Here is a 17,451-nt window from a genome sequence, read left to right on the forward strand (position 1 = left end):
CTCGTCAGGGAATGGGTTTGTCCAGCCAGCTCAACAGGGCCTTGTGGAACCGATCCGGCTCCTCCATCTGCGGGGCATGCCCCAGATTGGGGAACTCCACCAGCGTCGAGCTGGGAATCAGCCGGGCGGCTTGCTTGCCCAATACCTCGTAGTGGCCCAGCTTGGCCTTGACCGCCGGCGGCGCGATATCGCTGCCGATGGCGGTGGTGTCCGAGGTGCCGATCAGCAGCAGGGTGGGTACCGTCAAGTCCTTGAACTCGTAATAGACCGGTTGGGTGAAGATCATGTCGTAGATCAGCGCCGAGTTCCACGCCACTTGCGTATGACCCGGGCCCTTGTTCAAGCCGGCGAGCATGTCTACCCAGCGCTCGAACTCAGGTTTCCAGCGGCCTGCGTAATAGGTCGTGCGCTCGTAGTTGCGAATACCCTCGGCGTTGACTTTCAGCTCCCGCGCGTACCATTGGTCCACGGTGCGATAGGGTACGCCCAAGGCTTTCCAGTCTTCCAGGCCAATGGGGTTGACCATCGCCAGGCGTTCGACCTCGTCGGGAAACTGCAAGGCGTAGCGGGTGGCGAGCATGCCGCCGGTGGAGTGACCGAGGATGACGGCTTTCTGTACGCCGAGGGCCTTGAGCAAGGCCTGGGTGTTGCTCGCCAGTTGCTGGAAGCTGTACTGGTAATGCTCGGGTTTACTCGATGTGCAGAAACCGACCTGGTCCGCCGCGATGACCCGGTAGCCGGCTTCGCTGAGCACCTTGATCGAATCGCCCCAGGTGGCGGCGCAGAAATTCTTGCCGTGCATCAGTACCACTGTGCGGCCATTGACCTTGCCTTGGGCCGGCACGTCCATATAGCCCATCTGCAACGACTGGCCCTGGGACTGGAAGGCGAAGCGCTTGAGGGTGTAGGGGTATTCGAAGCCCTCCAACTGCGCTCCGTAGGCCGGGCCTTCGGGTGGGGTGGCGGCCAGGGCGAACAGGGGCAGGGCGGCGGTGAGGAACAGGCTGGGCAACCAGCGCGCGGGGGTACGGGGCATGGTCAATCTCCTTGTGGCCGCCGCCGATCCTGGCGCGACCCGATTATGGCGACATTAACCACAGGCAACCGAACAGCCCGAACGTTCAGTCCATCCATCCCAGTGTCGCCAGGGCGAGAACGCCATAGCGCAGGCCCTTGGCAAGGCTCACGAGCAGCAGGAAACGCCGCCACGGTTCGCCCATCACCCCGGCCACCAAGGTCAACGGATCACCGATGATCGGCAGCCAGCTGAGCAGCAGTGACCAGTGGCCGAAGCGTTGGTAATGCACGCGAGCCTTGTCCAGGTGGGCCGGGCTGACCGGAAACCAGCGCCGATTCTTGAAGTGCTCCAGCCGCGTGCCCAGCCACCAGTTCACCAGTGAGCCGAGGACATTGCCGAGCGTGGCAACGGCCAGCAACAGCCAGGCCAGATGGCGCTCGCTGAGCAACAAGCCGACCAACACCGCCTCCGATTGCAACGGCAACAAGGTTGCCGCGCCGAAAGCCGCCAGGAACAAGCCGATATAGGCTTCGCCCATTAGTGGGCCGGGTAATCCGCCACTACGGTTTGGGTCCCGTTTTTCTTCAAGCCGATGACTTGGTAGGCATCGCTCATACCGTCCATTTCCATGCCGGGCGAGCCCATGGGCATGCCCGGCGCGGCGACACCGAGCAGGTCATCGCGCTTGCTCAGCGCCAGTACCTGGTCGGCCGGGACATGGCCTTCGACGAATTTGCCGTTGATCTCGGCGGTGTGGCAGGAACGCAGGTTCGGCGCCACGCCCAGGCGCTGCTTGACCGAACTCATGTCGGCTTCGACATGGTCGTTGACCTTGAAGCCGTTTGCTTGCAGATGCGAGATCCACTTTTTGCAGCAGCCGCAATTGGCATCGCGGTGTACATCGATGGTGACTGGTTCGGCGGCCTGGGCCAGGGTGGTCATGAACAGGGCGCTCAAGGCGAGCAGGTGCAGGGGATGGGCCATGAGGGAGGTCTCGTGTCGAACAGTTTGGAGGGAGGATAACAGAGTAGCGAGCGCGAGCTGACGGTGGGCTGAAGTGGGGATTACAGAATTGTCAGTTGCAAGGGCGAATAACGTCCTTTGGGAGCTTGCTCGTGATGGCGGTGACGCCGCTTCAGGGGAAGGCAAGGCGCGATAAAACCAGTGTTGCATAAGGTTGGCGAGGGAGCTTGCTCCCACGCCAAAAAGACAGTTAGCGGGGCATGTCGAAGCCCGGGCCGCCACGGTGATCAGGTCGATCCCCATGACTGCGGTCGTGGGGGAAAAACAGGCAGCCACTCAGGGTCAGGGTGAACAACAAGGCAAGCAATAGGCTGATACGACGAAACATACATAATTGCTCATGATTAACCGCCGCGGTTGCGCGAATACGCTCCTTCGGCTGTACCATGGGACCCCGTTGGCAGCCCGCCATTCCCGCAATACGGTATGGACTTGGCAAGCCTTCGGACACAGAGCGGATACATTCAGGAAATTGGTAATGACTCATTCACAACGTTTGAAATACTCGATTCTGATCGTCCTCGTCGTCCTGGCAATCATGCTGGGGCTGTCGTGGATGCAGGGCAAGGGCATGATCAGCGAGCAGCTGTTTCAATACATTGCCATCGCCGTGGCGGTCATCGTGGTGGTGATCAACGGCGTGATGCGGCGCAAGGTCAAGTCCTGAGCGCCGGCTTCATTCCTCGGCCTTGAGCACGGCCATCGCACTGGGGTGCAGGCGGTAGCTTTTATCCGGGTTGAGGGTGACGACGCCCTCGCTGCACAAGCGCTTCAACACCTCACGCACGCTGAGAAAGGACAATGGAATGTCCAGCCCCAATAACTGGCTGTGCACCCCGCGCACGCCCAGGCTGCGGTTTTCCTGGGCGGCCTTGAGCAGCGCGTCGATGACTTTGAGACGAATCAGGCTGGTCCTGAGCCCGAAGCTCTTGAGCAAGCGTCTGATGTGGTCATTGCCGCCTCGCTCTGCCGGCCTGTCGAATACACGGTGGGGGGCGCTCAGCGAGACGCCGGTCGCCCTTGGCTTGCCCTCCATGGGCAGTTGCGCGTTACGCATGCAAAAACTCCTTACCAGCCTGATCAGAAAAGGTCACGGATACTCTCCTGTAATAGGACGAACGAGGACGCACAATCATGAGGACCATGATGTGAAAAAAATGCCCTTGCTGCGTCAAACCCCCATATTCAAAAGGCTGCCAGCCATTAATTTTTTTTCATCCGGTTCGTTTTCAAGGGAGGCACATTCCGGTTCAGCAAGCGGCATGTGATTTCCCAGGCGGGTCGAGTGTTTGTCTTCTGTCGCACCGGTGGCCGTCCTGGTTTCTGAAGTTTTATCAGGAGTGAATGTGAGAATGTCCGGGCAGTTATCGAGGATTGGCCTCGCAGGCGCTTTTCTGGGGATCGCCCTCGGGCTCAGCCCCGTGGTCAATGCGCAAGACGATGGGCAGCAGGCCAGTGCCGAGATCCGTCGCACCGGTTTTGGCGTACCGCATATCCGGGCGCAGGATGAGCGCGGGCTGGGTTATGGCATCGGCTACGCCTACGCCCAGGACAACCTGTGCCTGCTGGCCAATGAAATTGTCACGGTCAATGCCCAGCGCTCGCGCTATTTCGGGCCCGAGCGCAGGACGGTGGAGCAGCGGGAGAACCGCGTCAGTGATCTGTTCTTCAGTTGGCTCAACACGCCACAAGCGGTTTCCGGTTTCTGGCAGGCCCAGACGCCTCAAGTGCAACAACTGGTCGAAGGCTACGTGGCGGGCTACAACCGTGCGCTGGTCGAGCGCAAGGCCAAAGGCCTGCCCGAACAATGTGCAAGCGAGTGGGTGCGGCCGATCACGGCGCTGGACCTGGTCAAGTTGACCCGTCGGTTGTTGGTGGAAGGCGGCGTTGGTCAATTCGCCGAGGCCCTGGCCGGCGCGCAACCGCCCCAGGCGAGCGCACTCGCGGGCACCCCGGTCGCTGGTTTCGCGGCCGCCGCCACTCGGCAGCAGCGTTTTGCCCTGGAGCGCGGCAGCAATGCGCTGGCCATCGGCAGCGAGCGCTCGTTCAACGGCCGTGGGATGTTGCTGGCGAACCCACATTTTCCGTGGCTGGGCGGCATGCGTTTCTACCAGATGCACCTGACCATTCCCGGCAAGCTGGACGTCATGGGCGCGGCGCTGCCAGGCCTGCCGATGATCAATATCGGTTTCAGCCAGCACTTGGCCTGGACCCACACCGTCGACAGCTCGAAACACTTCACCCTATACCGCCTGCAACTCGACCCTAAGGACCCGACCCGCTATCTGCTTGACGGCAAGTCTGTGCCGATGAGTCAGCAGACGGTCGCGGTGGACGTCAAGCAACCTGATGGACAGGTGCAGACGGTCACCCGAGTGATCTATGGCTCGCAGTTCGGACCGATCGTGCAATGGCCTGGCCGGTTGGACTGGGATAATCGGTTCGCCTACAGCCTGCGGGATGCGAACCTGGAAAACGATCGCGTGCTGGCGCAGTGGTACGCCATGAACAAGGCGGTCACGCTCAAGGATCTGCAGGACGCCGTCCATAAGATCCAGGGCATTCCCTGGGTCAATACCCTGGCGGTGGACGACCAGGGGCAAAGCCTTTACATGAACGTGTCGGTGGTGCCGAATGTCGACGCCGAGAAACTGGCCCGGTGCAGCGATCCCCGGGCCGGGTTGCGACTGATCGTGCTGGATGGCTCTCGCAGCGAGTGTGCCTGGGGCATCGATTCCAAAGCTGTGCAAAAAGGCACCTATGCCGCCGACAGGCTTCCGCAGTTGCTGCGCCGCGATTACGTGCAGAACTCCAACGATTCGGCTTGGATGGCCAACCCTGCGCAGCCGCTGTCCGGTTACTCCCCACTGATCAGTCAGCAAGGCCAGCCCCTGGGACTGCGGGCACGTTTTGCGCTGGACTGGATGAGCCAATTGGCCAAGAGCGGGCCGGTGAAGATCGAGGATTTGCAGCGCATGGTCATGGACGATCAGGTTTACCTGGCTGACCAAGTGATGCCGGACCTGCTCGGCGTGTGCGCCGGTGACCTGGGGGCTGATGCTTCGGCATTGGTCGAGGCGTGTGCCAGCCTCAAGGCGTGGGATCGCAAGGCCGGCCTGAATAGCGGCCTGGGGTTCGTGCATTTCCAGCACATCATGGACCGCTTGCAGGCGGTGCCGGATTCATGGCGCGTCGCGTTCGACCCCAAAGACCCGCAACACACACCGCGTGGCCTGGCGATTGAGCGGCCAGCGGTACTCAAGGCCGTGCGCGATGCCATGCTGGCTTCGGTGGAGACGGTGAAGGTCGCCGGCTTGTCGAAGGACAGCCAATGGCAAGACGTCCAGGTGGCCAGCAGCGGCAGCCGACAGACACCGATTCACGGCGGTCCCGGGGAGCTGGGCATCTACAACGCGATCCAGAGTGTGCCCGGGGCGGACGGCAAGCGGGAGGTGGTCAGCGGGACCAGTTATCTGCAAGTGGTGACGTTTGACGGCAACGGTCCGCAGGCCCAGGGGTTGCTGGCATTCTCCCTCTCCAGCGACCCGGCATCGCCATATTCGGCGGACCAGACCCAGGCCTTTTCGCAGAAGCAGTGGAGTGTACTGCCATTCACTGAACAGCAAATCAAGGCCGATCCGCACTATCAAGCGTTGATTATCCGCGAGCGTGATGAGACGGGCAGGGTGGCGACGCAATAGCCGCTGGTGAGCGGTCACATTCAAACTGAATGTAGACTGATCCACCGCCTTCGCGAGCAAGCTCGCTTCCACACATAGGATCGGTGCCAGCCTGTGATTTCCCGGCCAACACAAATCCCCAGTGGGAGCGAGCTTGCTCGCGATGAGGGCGGCGCATTCAACGTCGAGGCAAGCTGACCCGGGCTATCGCGAGCAAGCTAGGCTCCCACAGAGAAAAGCTGTCAGTGAGTGGCTGGTCGTTGCCCGATGGAATTGAGGACCGGGTTGCCGTCCTTGTTCTGGGTCAGGTAGACCGGCAGCACTTTCGGCAGCGAAGGCACCAGGTTTTGCACTTCGCTGATGTTGTAGACACCACCGATACGCAGGCCACCGGTGCTGTTGTCGGCCAACATGACAGGCCGGTCGAGGTAGCGGTTGATCAGCGGCAGTGCATCGCTCAGGGCAAGGTTATCCAGCACCAGTTTGCCGTTGCGCCAGGCCAGCGAACTGTCATTGGCATCTGTCTCACGAACTTGCGGTTGTTGGTCGCCTGCCTTGTAGCTGGCCTGCATGCCCGGGAAAAGCGGCAGGCCGTCACGGCTGAGTGCCTGGTTGCTGGTCACCCTCACCGAGCCCTCCAGTAGCGTGATCCGTACCTGGTCCTGGTACATCCATACGTTGAAACGTGTACCGGTCACACGCACCTGGCCTTGGCCAGCCCGAACGACAAACGGGTGCTGTTTGTCATGGCTGACGTCAAAAAACGCCTCACCCTTTTTCAGCGTCACCCGGCGTTCGTTTTTGTAGTTGGCAAATACCAGCTCACTGCCCAGGTTGAGTTCGACCTGGCTGCCGTCACCCAGGGTGACATGACGTACGCTGGCGCCCGCTTCGAAGCGCTGGTAGGAATTGGCAACCCAGCCCAGATTCCAGCCGGTGTAAGCAGCCAGGGGCGTGCCCACTACTAACACCGCAGCGGCGACCGCCAACCGGCTCCAACGCGACTGGGTGCGGCGTGCTGGAGCCGTCGGCGTTGACTCGACACGCGGCAGATGATCGGCAACAGCCCAGATCTCCAGCATGGCTTCGTATTCGAAAGCATGCAGGGGATCGGCATCGTGCCATTGCTTGAACGCCTGCCGTTCGGCATGGGTGCAATCGGCGGCATGCAAACGCATGCACCAATGGGCAGCGGCATCGGTAATGGCGTCGTATTCGGCTTCCGAGAGGGGATGTTCGGTCATTGACTCTTCCTGGTTTGCCGCATTCTAACCTTCGGCATGAGCTGCCGAGAACAACCGTCATGGCGTTTACGCATCAATCGCCTGTTTTTTTACTCAAACACTCGTTGTCGCCTACCGTCGCATACATTGCGTGAAAAAAAGATCAACCACCCAAACCGTTCATGGCACGGTAGTTTTCCGTGGTGGAGTGGGGTCTAGTTGGCGTCCCAATTCACAGATCAAGAGTGTGAGCGAGTCGGCGTTGCGAAGTATGACGTCGATGCGCTTGTCCGGCAAAATCGAATCGAGAAAATCATCGCGAGCGTTATCCATGGTTCTGGCGCCAGTAATCTTCAGGATTTCCCGGGTGATTTGACTGTATCCAGGCAACAGCTCCAGCTTCTTGTAAGTGTTATCCGTGCTGTCCCACTGCGTGAACAGTTTTGACTTTGGTGTGGTCAATGAAAGCCCGTTGAGTTGCAGGTCCCTTTGCTCGTCGTATCGCAACTTTCCGGCGTAAGTCGCTGTTGAAATCAAATCGAGAAATGGCAGTGCGGCGTCCAGGTAGATGATGTCGAACGTATTGAACAACTGATGGGAAATTTCGTGGATGAGGGTCGCTCCCTGGGCATGCGCATCGACATTGAAGAACTCGGGTACGACGGCTTTGTACCAATCCAAGCCCATGTCGAAGAAAAACTGCGTGATATAGATTCTGCCGACGGCTGCCGGCTCGAGTACGAAGGCGGTTGCTCGATCTTCCAGGTGCTTGAGGTTGCCGATCACGATGCGGTCGGCATTCTGTTGCGCCCAGGATGGATCGGCCAATGCCCGGCATATGGGCGAGATCGCCGTCTCTATCTTGCTGATAAGACGAGCGTCGACGCTGTCGACCCCAAAAAACAATCTCATGAAATTATCCAGCCGAGAGCCCGCAAGTGGTTGTCGCTTGAATTGATCAAGGTTGTGAAGGGCGTTGAATGAATAGAACCTCGCGGTCTCCAGTGCCTGCACAATTGCGTTTGCACGGTGCGGATATTTCCTGCGTATCTCAGCCATGCCCTTTGCTTCGATATTCAGTGAGCCCTTGGCCTTGAAGTCGCTGTAGGTGACGGCCATTTTCGATCCGGCTTTGCCAAAGCGTATGGTCTGGCGTTGTGGATCGAGTTCCCATGTCCGGCCGTCAGGCGACTTTCTCAATAACGGCCCCTCTGCGTGCTCATGCACGATTCGCCAGGTTTGGCCGGCTTTCGCTACTTGGAAGACTTTGCCGGCAAGGGGGATATAAAGCCTGCCGTTTTCCAGTGCCTTGTAGGTGCCGTCGATCAGGTCTGGTTGCAGGTCCGACAGGCTGATACCCATGGCCTCGAAAACGCTCAAGTCGGTTCGGATCCGGGCGGTGGAAGCGATGTCCTTCCAGCGATTGGCCAACGTAGCGCCTTGCGAAAGCGGTTCAATGGGATCGAGAAGACCGAATGTATCCTCGCGATTCATCAGGCCCAGCGACACCATCTCGGCAGCGCCGGCGATAAAATCGTGCAGGCCTGTTTTCCAGTCATGCTGCTGCAACGCTTCGGCTGAAGCCTTGAAGTCCTGGTAGCTTTCCCAAAGCGTTTCGATAAAAGTCAGTTTGCCCGACAGTTGCCTCCCCACTGACTTGATGCTGGAGCTGAACAGGTGCAGGACCGTTTCCCAGTCAAACTGTCGTTTTTCATTGGTTTGTGCGCTCAGCATGTCCGATAACAATGCTGAGTTGTCGTCGAACAATGTGTCGAACAGGTTGGTCTGGATAGGGTTCGAGGCCAGGGTGATTTCCGATCGCTGCCCGACGGTGGCGGCGAACAGGTGCCTGAATGTGGCCTGCTGGTGCTCGGGAAGCCGGCGAATCAGCAGGTTCTGAAGTATCCCTGGCGTATTGAATGCGGCAATGACGCTCGCTTCATCCTTGAATTCGATGAAGTGCTCCCCCTCGTGGTAGGGCGAATACAGGACCTGAGGACTTGTCGCATCGACGCTCGAGCCGATCAAGTAGAGCCCTTGCGCTTTGACCGGCACTGCACCACCGGTCTTGATCAACTCCAGCGGGCGAATGAACGCGTTGGCACCCTCAACGGCTTTGCGAGCGACGGCATCGGGCATGTCCACCACCTGATGAATCAAATCAAAGGCCAAGGGGGAGAGGTGTTGTTGCAGATAACGTGCGTGAGCGTATTGCAGCAACTGCCAGGGCATTTGTTGGCGGAAGGCCGTTTTTCTTTGCCGGGCCTGCGCAGTGGGGCCGGACAGTTTCTGCGCCACCTGATTTTTAAAATCGGTCGAGATATTCAACGAGGACAGCATCTGCCTGACGGTGATCTCGTTCAGGCCGTCCGGCAATTTCTGCGTGGACGTTGAAGAAACCTTGAAGCCCTCCCGGGTCACTTCGATGTGATGCATGGCGAAGTCGGTTAGCGAACTGGCCGGTCCGACTATGGCGAGGTTTGGTGTGATCTGGAGGGTGTCGGGGTCAAGGTTGTTTGCAGCGAAGCGTGCGCTCAGCAGTGCTTTCAATTTATTACGCACATAGGTGCGCAGCGGCTCGATACCGTCCAGATAGTCCTTGCCATCGACCACGCTGTTTTTATATTGCTCAAGCAACTCGACGTGCAGGCGTTGATCGTCAAGTGCCGCCGTACCGAGCCAGGCGGGGAGTTGCTGTTGCTGCTTATTGGCCCGGGCAATGTGGGTGGCGCGCTTGAGATTGGTCGGCGCGCCTTTGTCCAGCAATGCCTGAAGGCTTCGCGACAGAGCCTTGCCGGTCAGTTGCCAGCTTCCGGCTTTCAAGCTGGTCAGATAAGCATGCTCGGCCTCAAAGTGTTTGATGAACGAACTCATCCGATTCACCAGCACGTTGTCCTCGATCAGTTCATATGCCTGGAGTTGATAGCGTCCATGAGGTTGGCGTTGGGCCGGGGTGAGGTTGGCGAGCAAACCAAAGCGTTTTCGGGAATCGAGCAGGTGCCGATTCAATTGCTGGGTCGCAACATCTACGGACGAAAACGCCTGCAAGCCATCGGCGGGCGTCCACAGGATGGCCATGCCCGAATAGGGGGTATCGAGGCCTCCGCGCTCAGTTAATAAAAAGCAGTTGGCAAGGGGCAGATAAACCGTTCGGTCTTCTTCGCTACAGGCCAGCGTCAACGAATAGACATCCGGCCGGAAGCCCCTGACGCCGATCCGTTGGGCACGGTCCGGGTATTCTGAATCGTAGGCAAAAACCGTTCTGATCAGGTCATTGGCAATCGACGGCAGGCTCGCGTTAAGTTCCCTGAGTTCGGCCTCGGCCCGTATCCCCAAGGAAAAAACATTGGTCAGTTCAGCCAGTAATTGCCGGAGCCCATTGTGCAGCGAAACGTTGTGGGAGGTCGGCAACCGGGTAAAGAGGCTATCGAAAGCGGCTTCGACATCGGTGTAGCTCTTGACCTTTCTTTGCATCTGATCAGCCATGAAGTTGGACGGGCGCAGACTTCCATGAAAAGCGGGATGAGTCCCCCAGTGTCCGGCAGTAGGCGGGTCCAACAGGCTTTTATTGATGAGGGTGCGTATATCCAGCGCCTTGTCGATGAGCGCGTGGATGTCGACATCGCCCTGGCGAGACATTTCCAGTGCGTAATGAAAGTTATTCTTCTGTTTTTCGATGATGGCGTTCGCCAGGGATTCGGACACTGGAAAATCCAGCGGCTTGCCCGAAATCTGTGGTTCGTCAAAGCGCAGGAAACGGTTGCGCTCTTCCAGGCTCAGTAGGCTATAGAGCGCTTCCTTTTGTGCGGTGCTTGCGGGGTGACCGAACAGCGCAGCCTTGAAACCTGGAGGGTTGTCTATCTTCTGAAGACCCTGCATGGGGGTGTAGAGATAGTTGCCTTTGGCGCTGATCATCAAGGAGCCTGCAAGTTCTACAAAGTGCGGCTCATATTCCCAGAGGCGAATCGTTTCGATGAACAGCAGTGCTTCGTCCCGGCGCGAGGGCCTGAACAATCGGAGCAGTTCACGACTTTGTTCCTCCGTCAGTTGTCTTTTTTCCCGCTCGACCAGGATGGTTGCCCAGAGTCTGTCGTGGATGACTTGGGAAAGCAGTTTGCGCCGAGACATATAAAAGTGGGTCGTCATGTTCTCCCAAAAGGCATCGATGCAACCGATAAGCGTTGGAATCAGTTTCCTGGCAATGTTTTTTATGATGTTTTCCCATTGCTGCGGGCTGTAGGACGATGCGGGCGTACCCGGGTGAGTCAGATCGATGTCATGCCCGACTGGCCAGCCCTGATGATGGAAATAGCCCAGGATGGCATCGCCCAGTGGAATGCTTTCGGTCACCTGGATGGCCCTTGGATTTCCTGGGTAAGCCCCCTTGCTGAAGGCCACGCGGATCTGTCGATGATCCAGGTCTGGCAGCGCCTCGTTCAATACCTGGTCAAGCATCGATCTTAACGAGGGCAATTTGATCAGTTCATTCACCATGGCCAGGGCATTGAGGTGCTGGGCGTGCTCGATGGATTCGAGCTGGGTCTTGAAAACGTCCTCTTCGATGAGTTGCCGGGTCTGCCTGATGTCGGTGGTGCTGTTCAGTTCGCTGCGTTGGGAGATCGACAAGAGACGAAACAGGTCGTCGCGTTGCGCAGTGTCCCGGCGCATCTGGTCAATCTGCTCTTCGAGGGATGCCAGGTTGTCGAACTTTTTTATGCCGCCACTTGGCGTGTAGAGGAACGCCGGGTGGGCGCTGGTTTTGCTGCTGTTCGACGAGGTGCTGAGGACAAAGCAGCCGGCCAGTGCAATGGGCGGTTTTTCATCGGCTTGCAACAGAATGGTTTCGGCGAACATCGGGGGTGTCTGCGCTGCGCGCTGGGTGTGGTCGGGCAGGGCGATGTGCTGCAACCAGTCGAGGTCTGCCTGCGTCAGTCCGTGGGTTGCGGTCAATTCGTCCAGGCGATGGGTGTGCAATACCTCGGGAAATAAAAGCGGTGTGGTTTCAGTGAGCATCGTTGCTTCTCGATCGGGGCGCCTCAAAGCGGCGCGAACGTGGAGGAAGCCGCCAGACTAGGCAACGATGAATGAGCCAAGGTGGTACATAGTTACCGCATGCTGGTTTTCGACCTGCCACGCCGGGCAGATGCCGTGGACAAGGATTGACAGTGCGCGCCTGAACCGGTGTTTAATCCCCCGGCGGGTCCCTTTACGCTGTTGCTACCTCCAACAATCATTCTGGAGCTTCAGATGTCTGTGCCATCCGATCATGCCGCTTCTTGCACCTTGTCTTTCGATGCTCTGGTGAGCTTGCTGGAGAAAATTTTCCTGCGTCATGGCACGTCGACCGAAGTCGCTCGGTGCCTGGCTGAAAACTGCGCCGGGGCCGAGCGCGACGGCGCCCACAGCCATGGGGTGTTTCGCATTCCCGGTTATGTCTCGACACTCGACAGCGGTTGGGTCAACGGCAAGGCCGTGCCGATGGTCGACGACGTCGCTTCAGGGTTTGTCGCGGTGGACGCCTGCAACGGGTTTGCCCAGCCCGCCCTGGCCGCGGCGCGTCCATTGCTGGTGGCGAAGGCCCGCAGTGCCGGTATCGCCGTCCTGGCCATTCGCAACTCCCATCACTTTGCCGCCCTCTGGCCGGATGTCGAGCCGTTCGCTTATGAAGGCCTGGTGGCGTTGAGTGTGGTCAACAGCATGACGTGTGTGGTGCCCCATGGCGCGGACCGCCCATTGTTCGGCACCAACCCCATTGCCTTCGCCGCACCACGGGCTGACGGTGAGCCGATTGTCTTCGACCTCGCCACCAGCGCCATTGCCCACGGCGACGTACAGATTGCTGCACGCAAGGGCGAGTTGTTGCCACCAGGAATGGGCGTGGACAGCCTCGGCCAGCCGACCCGGGACCCCAAGGCGATTCTCGAAGGTGGAGCGCTCTTGCCTTTTGGCGGGCACAAGGGCTCGGCGCTGTCGATGATGGTCGAGTTGCTCGCGGCAGCCCTGACTGGCGGCAATTTTTCCTTCGAGTTCGACTGGCACAACCATCCGGGTGCCAAGACCCCGTGGACCGGTCAGTTGTTGATCGTGATCGACCCGAGCAAGACCGCCGGGCAAAACTTCGCCGAGCGCAGCCAGGAACTGGTCAGGCAGATGCATGGCGTCGGGTTGCGGCGCTTGCCGGGAGACCGTCGCCATCGCGAACGCAGCAAATCCAATGAGCATGGGATCAGCTTGGACGAACAGACCCTGGCGCAGCTGCGCGAGTTGGCAGGGGTTTGAACAATCCGCTGTGGCGGCCAGCCTGGCTGCCACTGCCTTGCCGTGACACGCTGCGCCAAGCCTTCTACTATGACGGCTTCTTTTCTGTGGAATCGCCTGGATGAGTAAGCCCGGCCAAACGGTGCTGGTTGCGCTGCGCAAGATGATCGCCTCGGGCGAGTTGGCCGCTGGCGAGCGTCTGATGGAAATACCCACGGCCGAGTTGTTCGGCGTATCGCGCATGCCGGTGCGCATGGCGTTCCGCACCCTGGAGCAGGAAGGGTTGCTGGTGCGCTTCGGCGGACGAGGTTTCCAGGTGCGTTCGGTCAGTGCCGAACAGATCGCCGGGGCCGTGGAGGTGCGTGGCGTGCTGGAGGGCCTGGCGGCACGGCAGACGGCCGAGCACGGTTTATCTGAAGAGGCCCGTGCGATACTCGAGCAATGCCTGGCGCAGGGCGATGAATTGTTCGCCAAGGGCTATGTGACCGAGGACGACCTGGAGGTCTATCACGACCTCAACATGCGCTTTCACCAGGTGATCGTCGAAGGCAGCCACAACCCGGCGATTGCCGATGCCCTGGCCCGCAACGATCATCTGCCATTCGCCTCAGTCACCGCCCTGGCTGTGGATCGCCAGAACATGGCCGGCGAATTTCGCCGCTTCAACTATGCCCATATGCAACACCATTCGGTGTTCGACGCCTTGATCAACCGCCAGAGCGGCCGCGCCGAGGCAATCATGCGCGAGCATGCCAACGCGACCCTGCGCTATGCCGAAGTGTTCGGCTCGACACTGGCTGACGAGCGGATGACGGTGATTCTCCGTTCGGAGTGAACGGCCCGGATGACTGCTGTATTTGTGTAGCCAGCAAACATCCCCCTGTGGCGAGGGAGCTTGCTCCCGCTGGCCTGCGAAGCAGGCCCTATATCGTTCAGGTAAATCGCATTGTCTGGTTTGCGAGTGCTGCGCAGCCGAGCGGGAGCAAGCTCCCTCGCCACGGGATTTGGGGTGCCTGTTTTCCGGTGGTTGTCAGAGATCCAGCACCAGCACCGGGGTTTTCGACCTGGAGCAGCACGGCGTGAACTGGTCGTTGCAGGCCTGTTCAGCCTCGGTCAGGAACATGTCCCGATGCTCTGGTACACCTTCCAGCACGCGGGTCAGGCAGGTGCCGCAGACCCCTTGTTCGCACGAGATCGGGATCTCGATGCCATGGCGCTCCAGCGCCTGCACCACACTGCAGTCCGCCGGCACGTCGAACACTTGGCCGCTGCGGGCCAGCTTGACCGAAAAACTGCCATCGGCACGGGTGTCGGTAGGGGCGGCGGCAAAGTATTCGCGGTGCAGGCAGGCTTCCTGCCAGCCCTGGCTTTTGGCGGTGTCGAGGACGTGTTGCATGAACCCGCCGGGGCCGCAGACGTAGAGATGCACATCGTCACTCGGCGCGGCCAGCACCCTGGCGGCGTCCAGCAGGGTTTCCGGTTCTTCATCGAAATGCAGGAATACCCGGTCGGCATAAGGCGCCTGGCGCAGGCGCTCGACAAAGGCCGCGCGGTCCCGGGCGCGGGCGCAGTAATGCAGCTCGAACGCGGCACCGCTCTGGGCCAGATGCTCGGCCATGCACAGGATCGGCGTAATGCCGATGCCGCCGGCAAACAACAGGCTGCGCCGGGCTTGCGGGGCGAGAGCGAACAGGTTACGCGGCTCGCTGATGTGCAAACGCATGCCTGGCTGGATCAGCTCATGCAGGCTGCGCGAACCACCGCGGGACGCCGGATCCTTGAGCACACCGATGAGGTAGCGGTGCCGCTCCTGGGGATGGTTGCACAGCGAGTACTGGCGAATCAGCCCGCCGGGTAAGTGCACATCGATATGGGCGCCGGCGGTGAAGGCCGGCAGCGGCTCGCCATCGACACGCGTCAATTCGTAGCTGCAGATATCGAGGGCTTCGTTGTGTCGCGCCGCGACCTGGACTTCGATCATGGCCGTTGCTCCACCCGTTGTGGTTGATGGCTGCTGGCGATCAACCCGGCCTGTGCTTCCCGTTCCCGTGCGATCCAGCGCTCCAGCACCCGGCGGGACTGTACGCCGCCTGCGTCGATGTTGAGTTTGAGCAAGTTGCGTTGCGGATGGTCCAGCAGGTTGCGCTGTTGGCGTTCGAGCATTTCCAGGTCTTCGCTGAAAATCTTGCCTTGGCCTTCGCGAATGGACGCGGTGAGGGCTTCATCCTGCGGCTGGAAGTGCCGGGCCATGCCCCAGAAGTACCAGATCGACGTCTCGGTTTCCGGCGTAATGAAATCCACCACGATGCTTGACGCCTTGAATTGCGGCGCGGCGTGATAACCGCCGTTGCCGGCATGGGCCACGCCGACTTCGATCAGCACATGGCTGGGCGGGGTGAAACGGCAGATCTGCCAGCGATCCACCGGCACGTCATCGGCCAGATTGTTGCCGCGCAAGGCCATGCGCCAGAACGGCGGGGCCATGATGTTTTCCATGTGCCGGGCGGTGACCACTTCATCGCCATCGACCGTGGTCACTGGCGGCGCCTCGTCGATTTCCTTCTGGCCGATGCTCGAGGCGTGGACGTAGGTTTCGTGGGTCAGGTCCATCAGGTTGTCGATCATCAGGCGATAGTCGCAGTGGATATGGAACAGGCCGCCACCGTAGGCCCATTCATCGCTTTCAGCCCATTCCAGATGATGGATCAGCGCCGGGTCGGCCTGCGCCTGGTCTCCGGGCCAGACCCAGATGAACCCATGCCGTTCCTGTACTGCAAAAGTCTTGTTGCAAGGGAAGCCTCGCACCCGTTGCCCCGGCATCTCGACGGTCTTGCCGTCGCAGCCCATCACCAAGCCGTGATAGCCGCACACCAGGTTGCCGTTTTCGACATACCCCAAGGAGAGCGGGGCGCCGCGATGGGGGCAGAAGTCTTCCACCGCCGCGACCTTGCCTTCATGCCCCCGGTAAAAAACCATCTTCTCACCACAGATCTGGCGACCCAGGGGCTTGTCGGCGATTTCATCGGGGGTGCAGGCAACGTACCAGGCATTTTTGGGGTACATGAGGGATCTCCAGGCGGATGTTGTTCTTGTCTGTGGATCCATTAACTCTCTTAACTAATTTCGTTGTCAACGGTATTGCGGCGTAAATGACCAATTTATCTTATCAGTGGATCCATTAGTGGGCGATTGGCGGTCACATCAGAACCGATAGGCCGCCGGCACCTGCGCTTCGATGAACCGCTGCATGTGCTCCAGAAAGCTGGCTTGCAGCTTGGAAACCGGCCCCTGGACGGGCAGAAGCATGCTGAAGTCCATTTCTATCGCCGGTTCGAAGGCACGGAAGACGATGCCCTGGCCGCGGTACTCGACGGCGCTGATGGCATCCACCAACGCCACGCCGAGGCCCTGTTCGACGAACGCGCACATGGGCAGCGAGAGCTGGGTTTCCAGGCGCAGTTCGCGGTCTATGCCATGGGCGGCGAAGATCGCATCGATGTGCTGGCGTGAGGCAATCGACTGCGGGTAGGAAATGAACGGTTCGCCCTGCAAGTCTTCCGGGCGGATCGTCGCCTGGTCCTGCAAGCGATGGCCGGCGGGCAGGGCGCAGAGCATGCGCGTGGCCAGCAATTTTTCGGCACGAGGGCTGGGGTACGTGTTGGGCAGCACGATCAGGCCCAGGTCGCAGCGCTGGCCCACCACCAGGTCCACGACTTCCCGGGACGAATGCACCACCAGCGATATCTGCACTTGATCGTGTTCGGCCATGAACGCAGCAATCGCCCGGGGCACGAATGACAACCCCATGGCCGGTGCGCAGGCAATGTGCAGTGAACCGCGCTTGAGCGTGCGGATGTCCTGGGCGGTACGCGCAATGCGTTCCACCCCCAACAACGAACGCTGCACTTCCTGGTACAGGGTCATGGCCTCGGCGGTGGGTTGCAGCCGCCCCTTGACCCGGTCGAACAGGCTGAAGCCGATGTCCTCTTCCAGGCTGGCGATCAGTCGGGTCGCCGCCGGCTGCGAGATGTGCAGCATTTCGGCAGCCCGCGTCACGGTCTGGCCCAGGATCACGGCGCGAAAGGCTTCCAACTGACGGAGATTCATAGCTCGGATCCACCCATAACAAAAAGACATGAGGTTGCCAAAATAAAGCATTTTTCAAGGCGCTGTCATCGCCCTAGGATCGACAGAAAGCACTTGAACCAGCCATGGGCCGGCGTCTGATTGAATCAGTGGCGCCGAAAAC

The 17,451-nt window shown here is 59.8% G+C and carries 14 protein-coding genes; 4 read left to right on the plus strand and 10 right to left on the minus strand.

Annotated features, from left to right (window positions below; translation table 11 throughout):
- Positions 1 to 4 precede the first annotated feature (4 nt).
- The 4 genes from BLT00_RS05615 to BLT00_RS31790 all read right to left on the minus strand — a co-directional run bounded on the left by BLT00_RS05615 (position 5) and on the right by BLT00_RS31790 (position 2,369).
- Positions 5 to 1,036, minus strand: a complete 1,032-nt coding sequence (locus BLT00_RS05615; protein WP_092143169.1) for an alpha/beta fold hydrolase — start codon at positions 1,034 to 1,036, stop codon at positions 5 to 7.
- A gap of 85 nt (positions 1,037 to 1,121) precedes the next feature.
- On the minus strand, positions 1,122 to 1,556 hold the full coding sequence (locus BLT00_RS05620; protein WP_092143171.1) for a YqaA family protein: 435 nt from the start codon (positions 1,554 to 1,556) through the stop codon (positions 1,122 to 1,124).
- Positions 1,556 to 2,002, minus strand: coding sequence for a DUF411 domain-containing protein (locus tag BLT00_RS05625; protein WP_092143174.1), 447 nt, complete (start codon positions 2,000 to 2,002; stop codon positions 1,556 to 1,558). The genes BLT00_RS05620 and BLT00_RS05625 overlap by 1 nt, the downstream gene beginning before the upstream one ends.
- Positions 2,003 to 2,231: 229 nt before the next feature.
- Positions 2,232 to 2,369, minus strand: coding sequence for a hypothetical protein (locus BLT00_RS31790; RefSeq protein WP_175456207.1), 138 nt, complete (start codon positions 2,367 to 2,369; stop codon positions 2,232 to 2,234).
- 150 nt (positions 2,370 to 2,519) lie between these two features.
- Here BLT00_RS31790 and BLT00_RS05630 point away from each other — a divergent pair, with 150 nt between their 5' ends.
- Entirely contained in the window at positions 2,520 to 2,708 is a 189-nt protein-coding gene (locus BLT00_RS05630) for a hypothetical protein (protein WP_003202135.1), read from the plus strand.
- A 9-nt stretch (positions 2,709 to 2,717) separates the two neighbouring features.
- On the opposite strand, the gene BLT00_RS05635 is transcribed toward BLT00_RS05630, so the two are convergent.
- The gene (locus BLT00_RS05635) at positions 2,718 to 3,098 is read right to left on the minus strand and encodes a hypothetical protein (protein ID WP_063321175.1); all 381 of its coding nucleotides are present in this window, start codon (positions 3,096 to 3,098) and stop codon (positions 2,718 to 2,720) included.
- Positions 3,099 to 3,393: 295 nt separating this feature from the next.
- Here BLT00_RS05635 and BLT00_RS05640 point away from each other — a divergent pair, with 295 nt between their 5' ends.
- Positions 3,394 to 5,742 carry a bifunctional acylase PvdQ gene (locus tag BLT00_RS05640; protein WP_092143177.1) on the plus strand — a complete coding sequence of 783 codons (2,349 nt, stop codon included), beginning with the start codon at positions 3,394 to 3,396 and terminating at the stop codon, positions 5,740 to 5,742.
- 221 nt (positions 5,743 to 5,963) lie between these two features.
- On the opposite strand, the gene BLT00_RS05645 is transcribed toward BLT00_RS05640, so the two are convergent.
- A complete protein-coding gene (locus tag BLT00_RS05645) occupies positions 5,964 to 6,965 on the minus strand; it encodes a FecR family protein (protein ID WP_072345955.1) in 1,002 nt (333 codons plus the stop codon).
- 159 nt (positions 6,966 to 7,124) lie between these two features.
- Positions 7,125 to 11,957 (minus strand): dermonecrotic toxin domain-containing protein, encoded by a 4,833-nt coding sequence (locus tag BLT00_RS05650; protein WP_092143180.1) that lies wholly within the window; start codon positions 11,955 to 11,957, stop codon positions 7,125 to 7,127.
- Between the two features lie 234 nt (positions 11,958 to 12,191).
- On the opposite strand from BLT00_RS05650, the gene BLT00_RS05655 reads away from it, so the two are divergent.
- Both BLT00_RS05655 and BLT00_RS05660 read left to right on the plus strand, forming a co-directional pair.
- Positions 12,192 to 13,223, plus strand: coding sequence for an Ldh family oxidoreductase (locus tag BLT00_RS05655; protein WP_092143183.1), 1,032 nt, complete (start codon positions 12,192 to 12,194; stop codon positions 13,221 to 13,223).
- A 100-nt stretch (positions 13,224 to 13,323) separates the two neighbouring features.
- Entirely contained in the window at positions 13,324 to 14,037 is a 714-nt protein-coding gene (locus BLT00_RS05660) for a GntR family transcriptional regulator (protein ID WP_063321180.1), read from the plus strand.
- A gap of 195 nt (positions 14,038 to 14,232) precedes the next feature.
- Here BLT00_RS05660 and BLT00_RS05665 read toward each other — a convergent pair whose 3' ends face one another.
- The 3 genes from BLT00_RS05665 to BLT00_RS05675 form a co-directional block, all read right to left on the minus strand.
- Positions 14,233 to 15,183 (minus strand): PDR/VanB family oxidoreductase, encoded by a 951-nt coding sequence (locus BLT00_RS05665; RefSeq protein ID WP_092143186.1) that lies wholly within the window; start codon positions 15,181 to 15,183, stop codon positions 14,233 to 14,235.
- Positions 15,180 to 16,265 carry an aromatic ring-hydroxylating oxygenase subunit alpha gene (locus BLT00_RS05670; protein WP_092143189.1) on the minus strand — a complete coding sequence of 362 codons (1,086 nt, stop codon included), beginning with the start codon at positions 16,263 to 16,265 and terminating at the stop codon, positions 15,180 to 15,182. Before BLT00_RS05670 ends, BLT00_RS05665 begins: the two co-directional genes overlap by 4 nt.
- A 138-nt stretch (positions 16,266 to 16,403) precedes the next feature.
- Positions 16,404 to 17,309 carry a LysR substrate-binding domain-containing protein gene (locus BLT00_RS05675; RefSeq protein ID WP_063321183.1) on the minus strand — a complete coding sequence of 302 codons (906 nt, stop codon included), beginning with the start codon at positions 17,307 to 17,309 and terminating at the stop codon, positions 16,404 to 16,406.
- Between the last annotated feature and the right edge of the window lie 142 nt (positions 17,310 to 17,451).

Source organism: Pseudomonas sp. NFACC51 (assembly GCF_900103575.1).
Taxonomy (GTDB): domain Bacteria; phylum Pseudomonadota; class Gammaproteobacteria; order Pseudomonadales; family Pseudomonadaceae; genus Aquipseudomonas; species Aquipseudomonas fluorescens_Q.

Excerpts from the sequence above, each read along its gene's own strand:
- BLT00_RS05615 (WP_092143169.1), bottom strand. The coding sequence starts at position 1,036 with ATGCCCCGTACCCCCGCGCGCTGGTTGCCCAGCCTGTTCCTCACCGCC.
- BLT00_RS05620 (WP_092143171.1), bottom strand. The coding sequence starts at position 1,556 with ATGGGCGAAGCCTATATCGGCTTGTTCCTGGCGGCTTTCGGCGCGGCA.
- BLT00_RS05625 (WP_092143174.1), bottom strand. The coding sequence starts at position 2,002 with ATGGCCCATCCCCTGCACCTGCTCGCCTTGAGCGCCCTGTTCATGACC.
- BLT00_RS31790 (WP_175456207.1), bottom strand. The coding sequence starts at position 2,369 with ATGTTTCGTCGTATCAGCCTATTGCTTGCCTTGTTGTTCACCCTGACC.
- BLT00_RS05630 (WP_003202135.1), top strand. The coding sequence starts at position 2,520 with ATGACTCATTCACAACGTTTGAAATACTCGATTCTGATCGTCCTCGTC.
- BLT00_RS05635 (WP_063321175.1), bottom strand. The coding sequence starts at position 3,098 with ATGCGTAACGCGCAACTGCCCATGGAGGGCAAGCCAAGGGCGACCGGC.
- BLT00_RS05640 (WP_092143177.1), top strand. The coding sequence starts at position 3,394 with ATGTCCGGGCAGTTATCGAGGATTGGCCTCGCAGGCGCTTTTCTGGGG.
- BLT00_RS05645 (WP_072345955.1), bottom strand. The coding sequence starts at position 6,965 with ATGACCGAACATCCCCTCTCGGAAGCCGAATACGACGCCATTACCGAT.
- BLT00_RS05650 (WP_092143180.1), bottom strand. The coding sequence starts at position 11,957 with ATGCTCACTGAAACCACACCGCTTTTATTTCCCGAGGTATTGCACACC.
- BLT00_RS05655 (WP_092143183.1), top strand. The coding sequence starts at position 12,192 with ATGTCTGTGCCATCCGATCATGCCGCTTCTTGCACCTTGTCTTTCGAT.
- BLT00_RS05660 (WP_063321180.1), top strand. The coding sequence starts at position 13,324 with ATGAGTAAGCCCGGCCAAACGGTGCTGGTTGCGCTGCGCAAGATGATC.
- BLT00_RS05665 (WP_092143186.1), bottom strand. The coding sequence starts at position 15,183 with ATGATCGAAGTCCAGGTCGCGGCGCGACACAACGAAGCCCTCGATATC.
- BLT00_RS05670 (WP_092143189.1), bottom strand. The coding sequence starts at position 16,265 with ATGTACCCCAAAAATGCCTGGTACGTTGCCTGCACCCCCGATGAAATC.
- BLT00_RS05675 (WP_063321183.1), bottom strand. The coding sequence starts at position 17,309 with ATGAATCTCCGTCAGTTGGAAGCCTTTCGCGCCGTGATCCTGGGCCAG.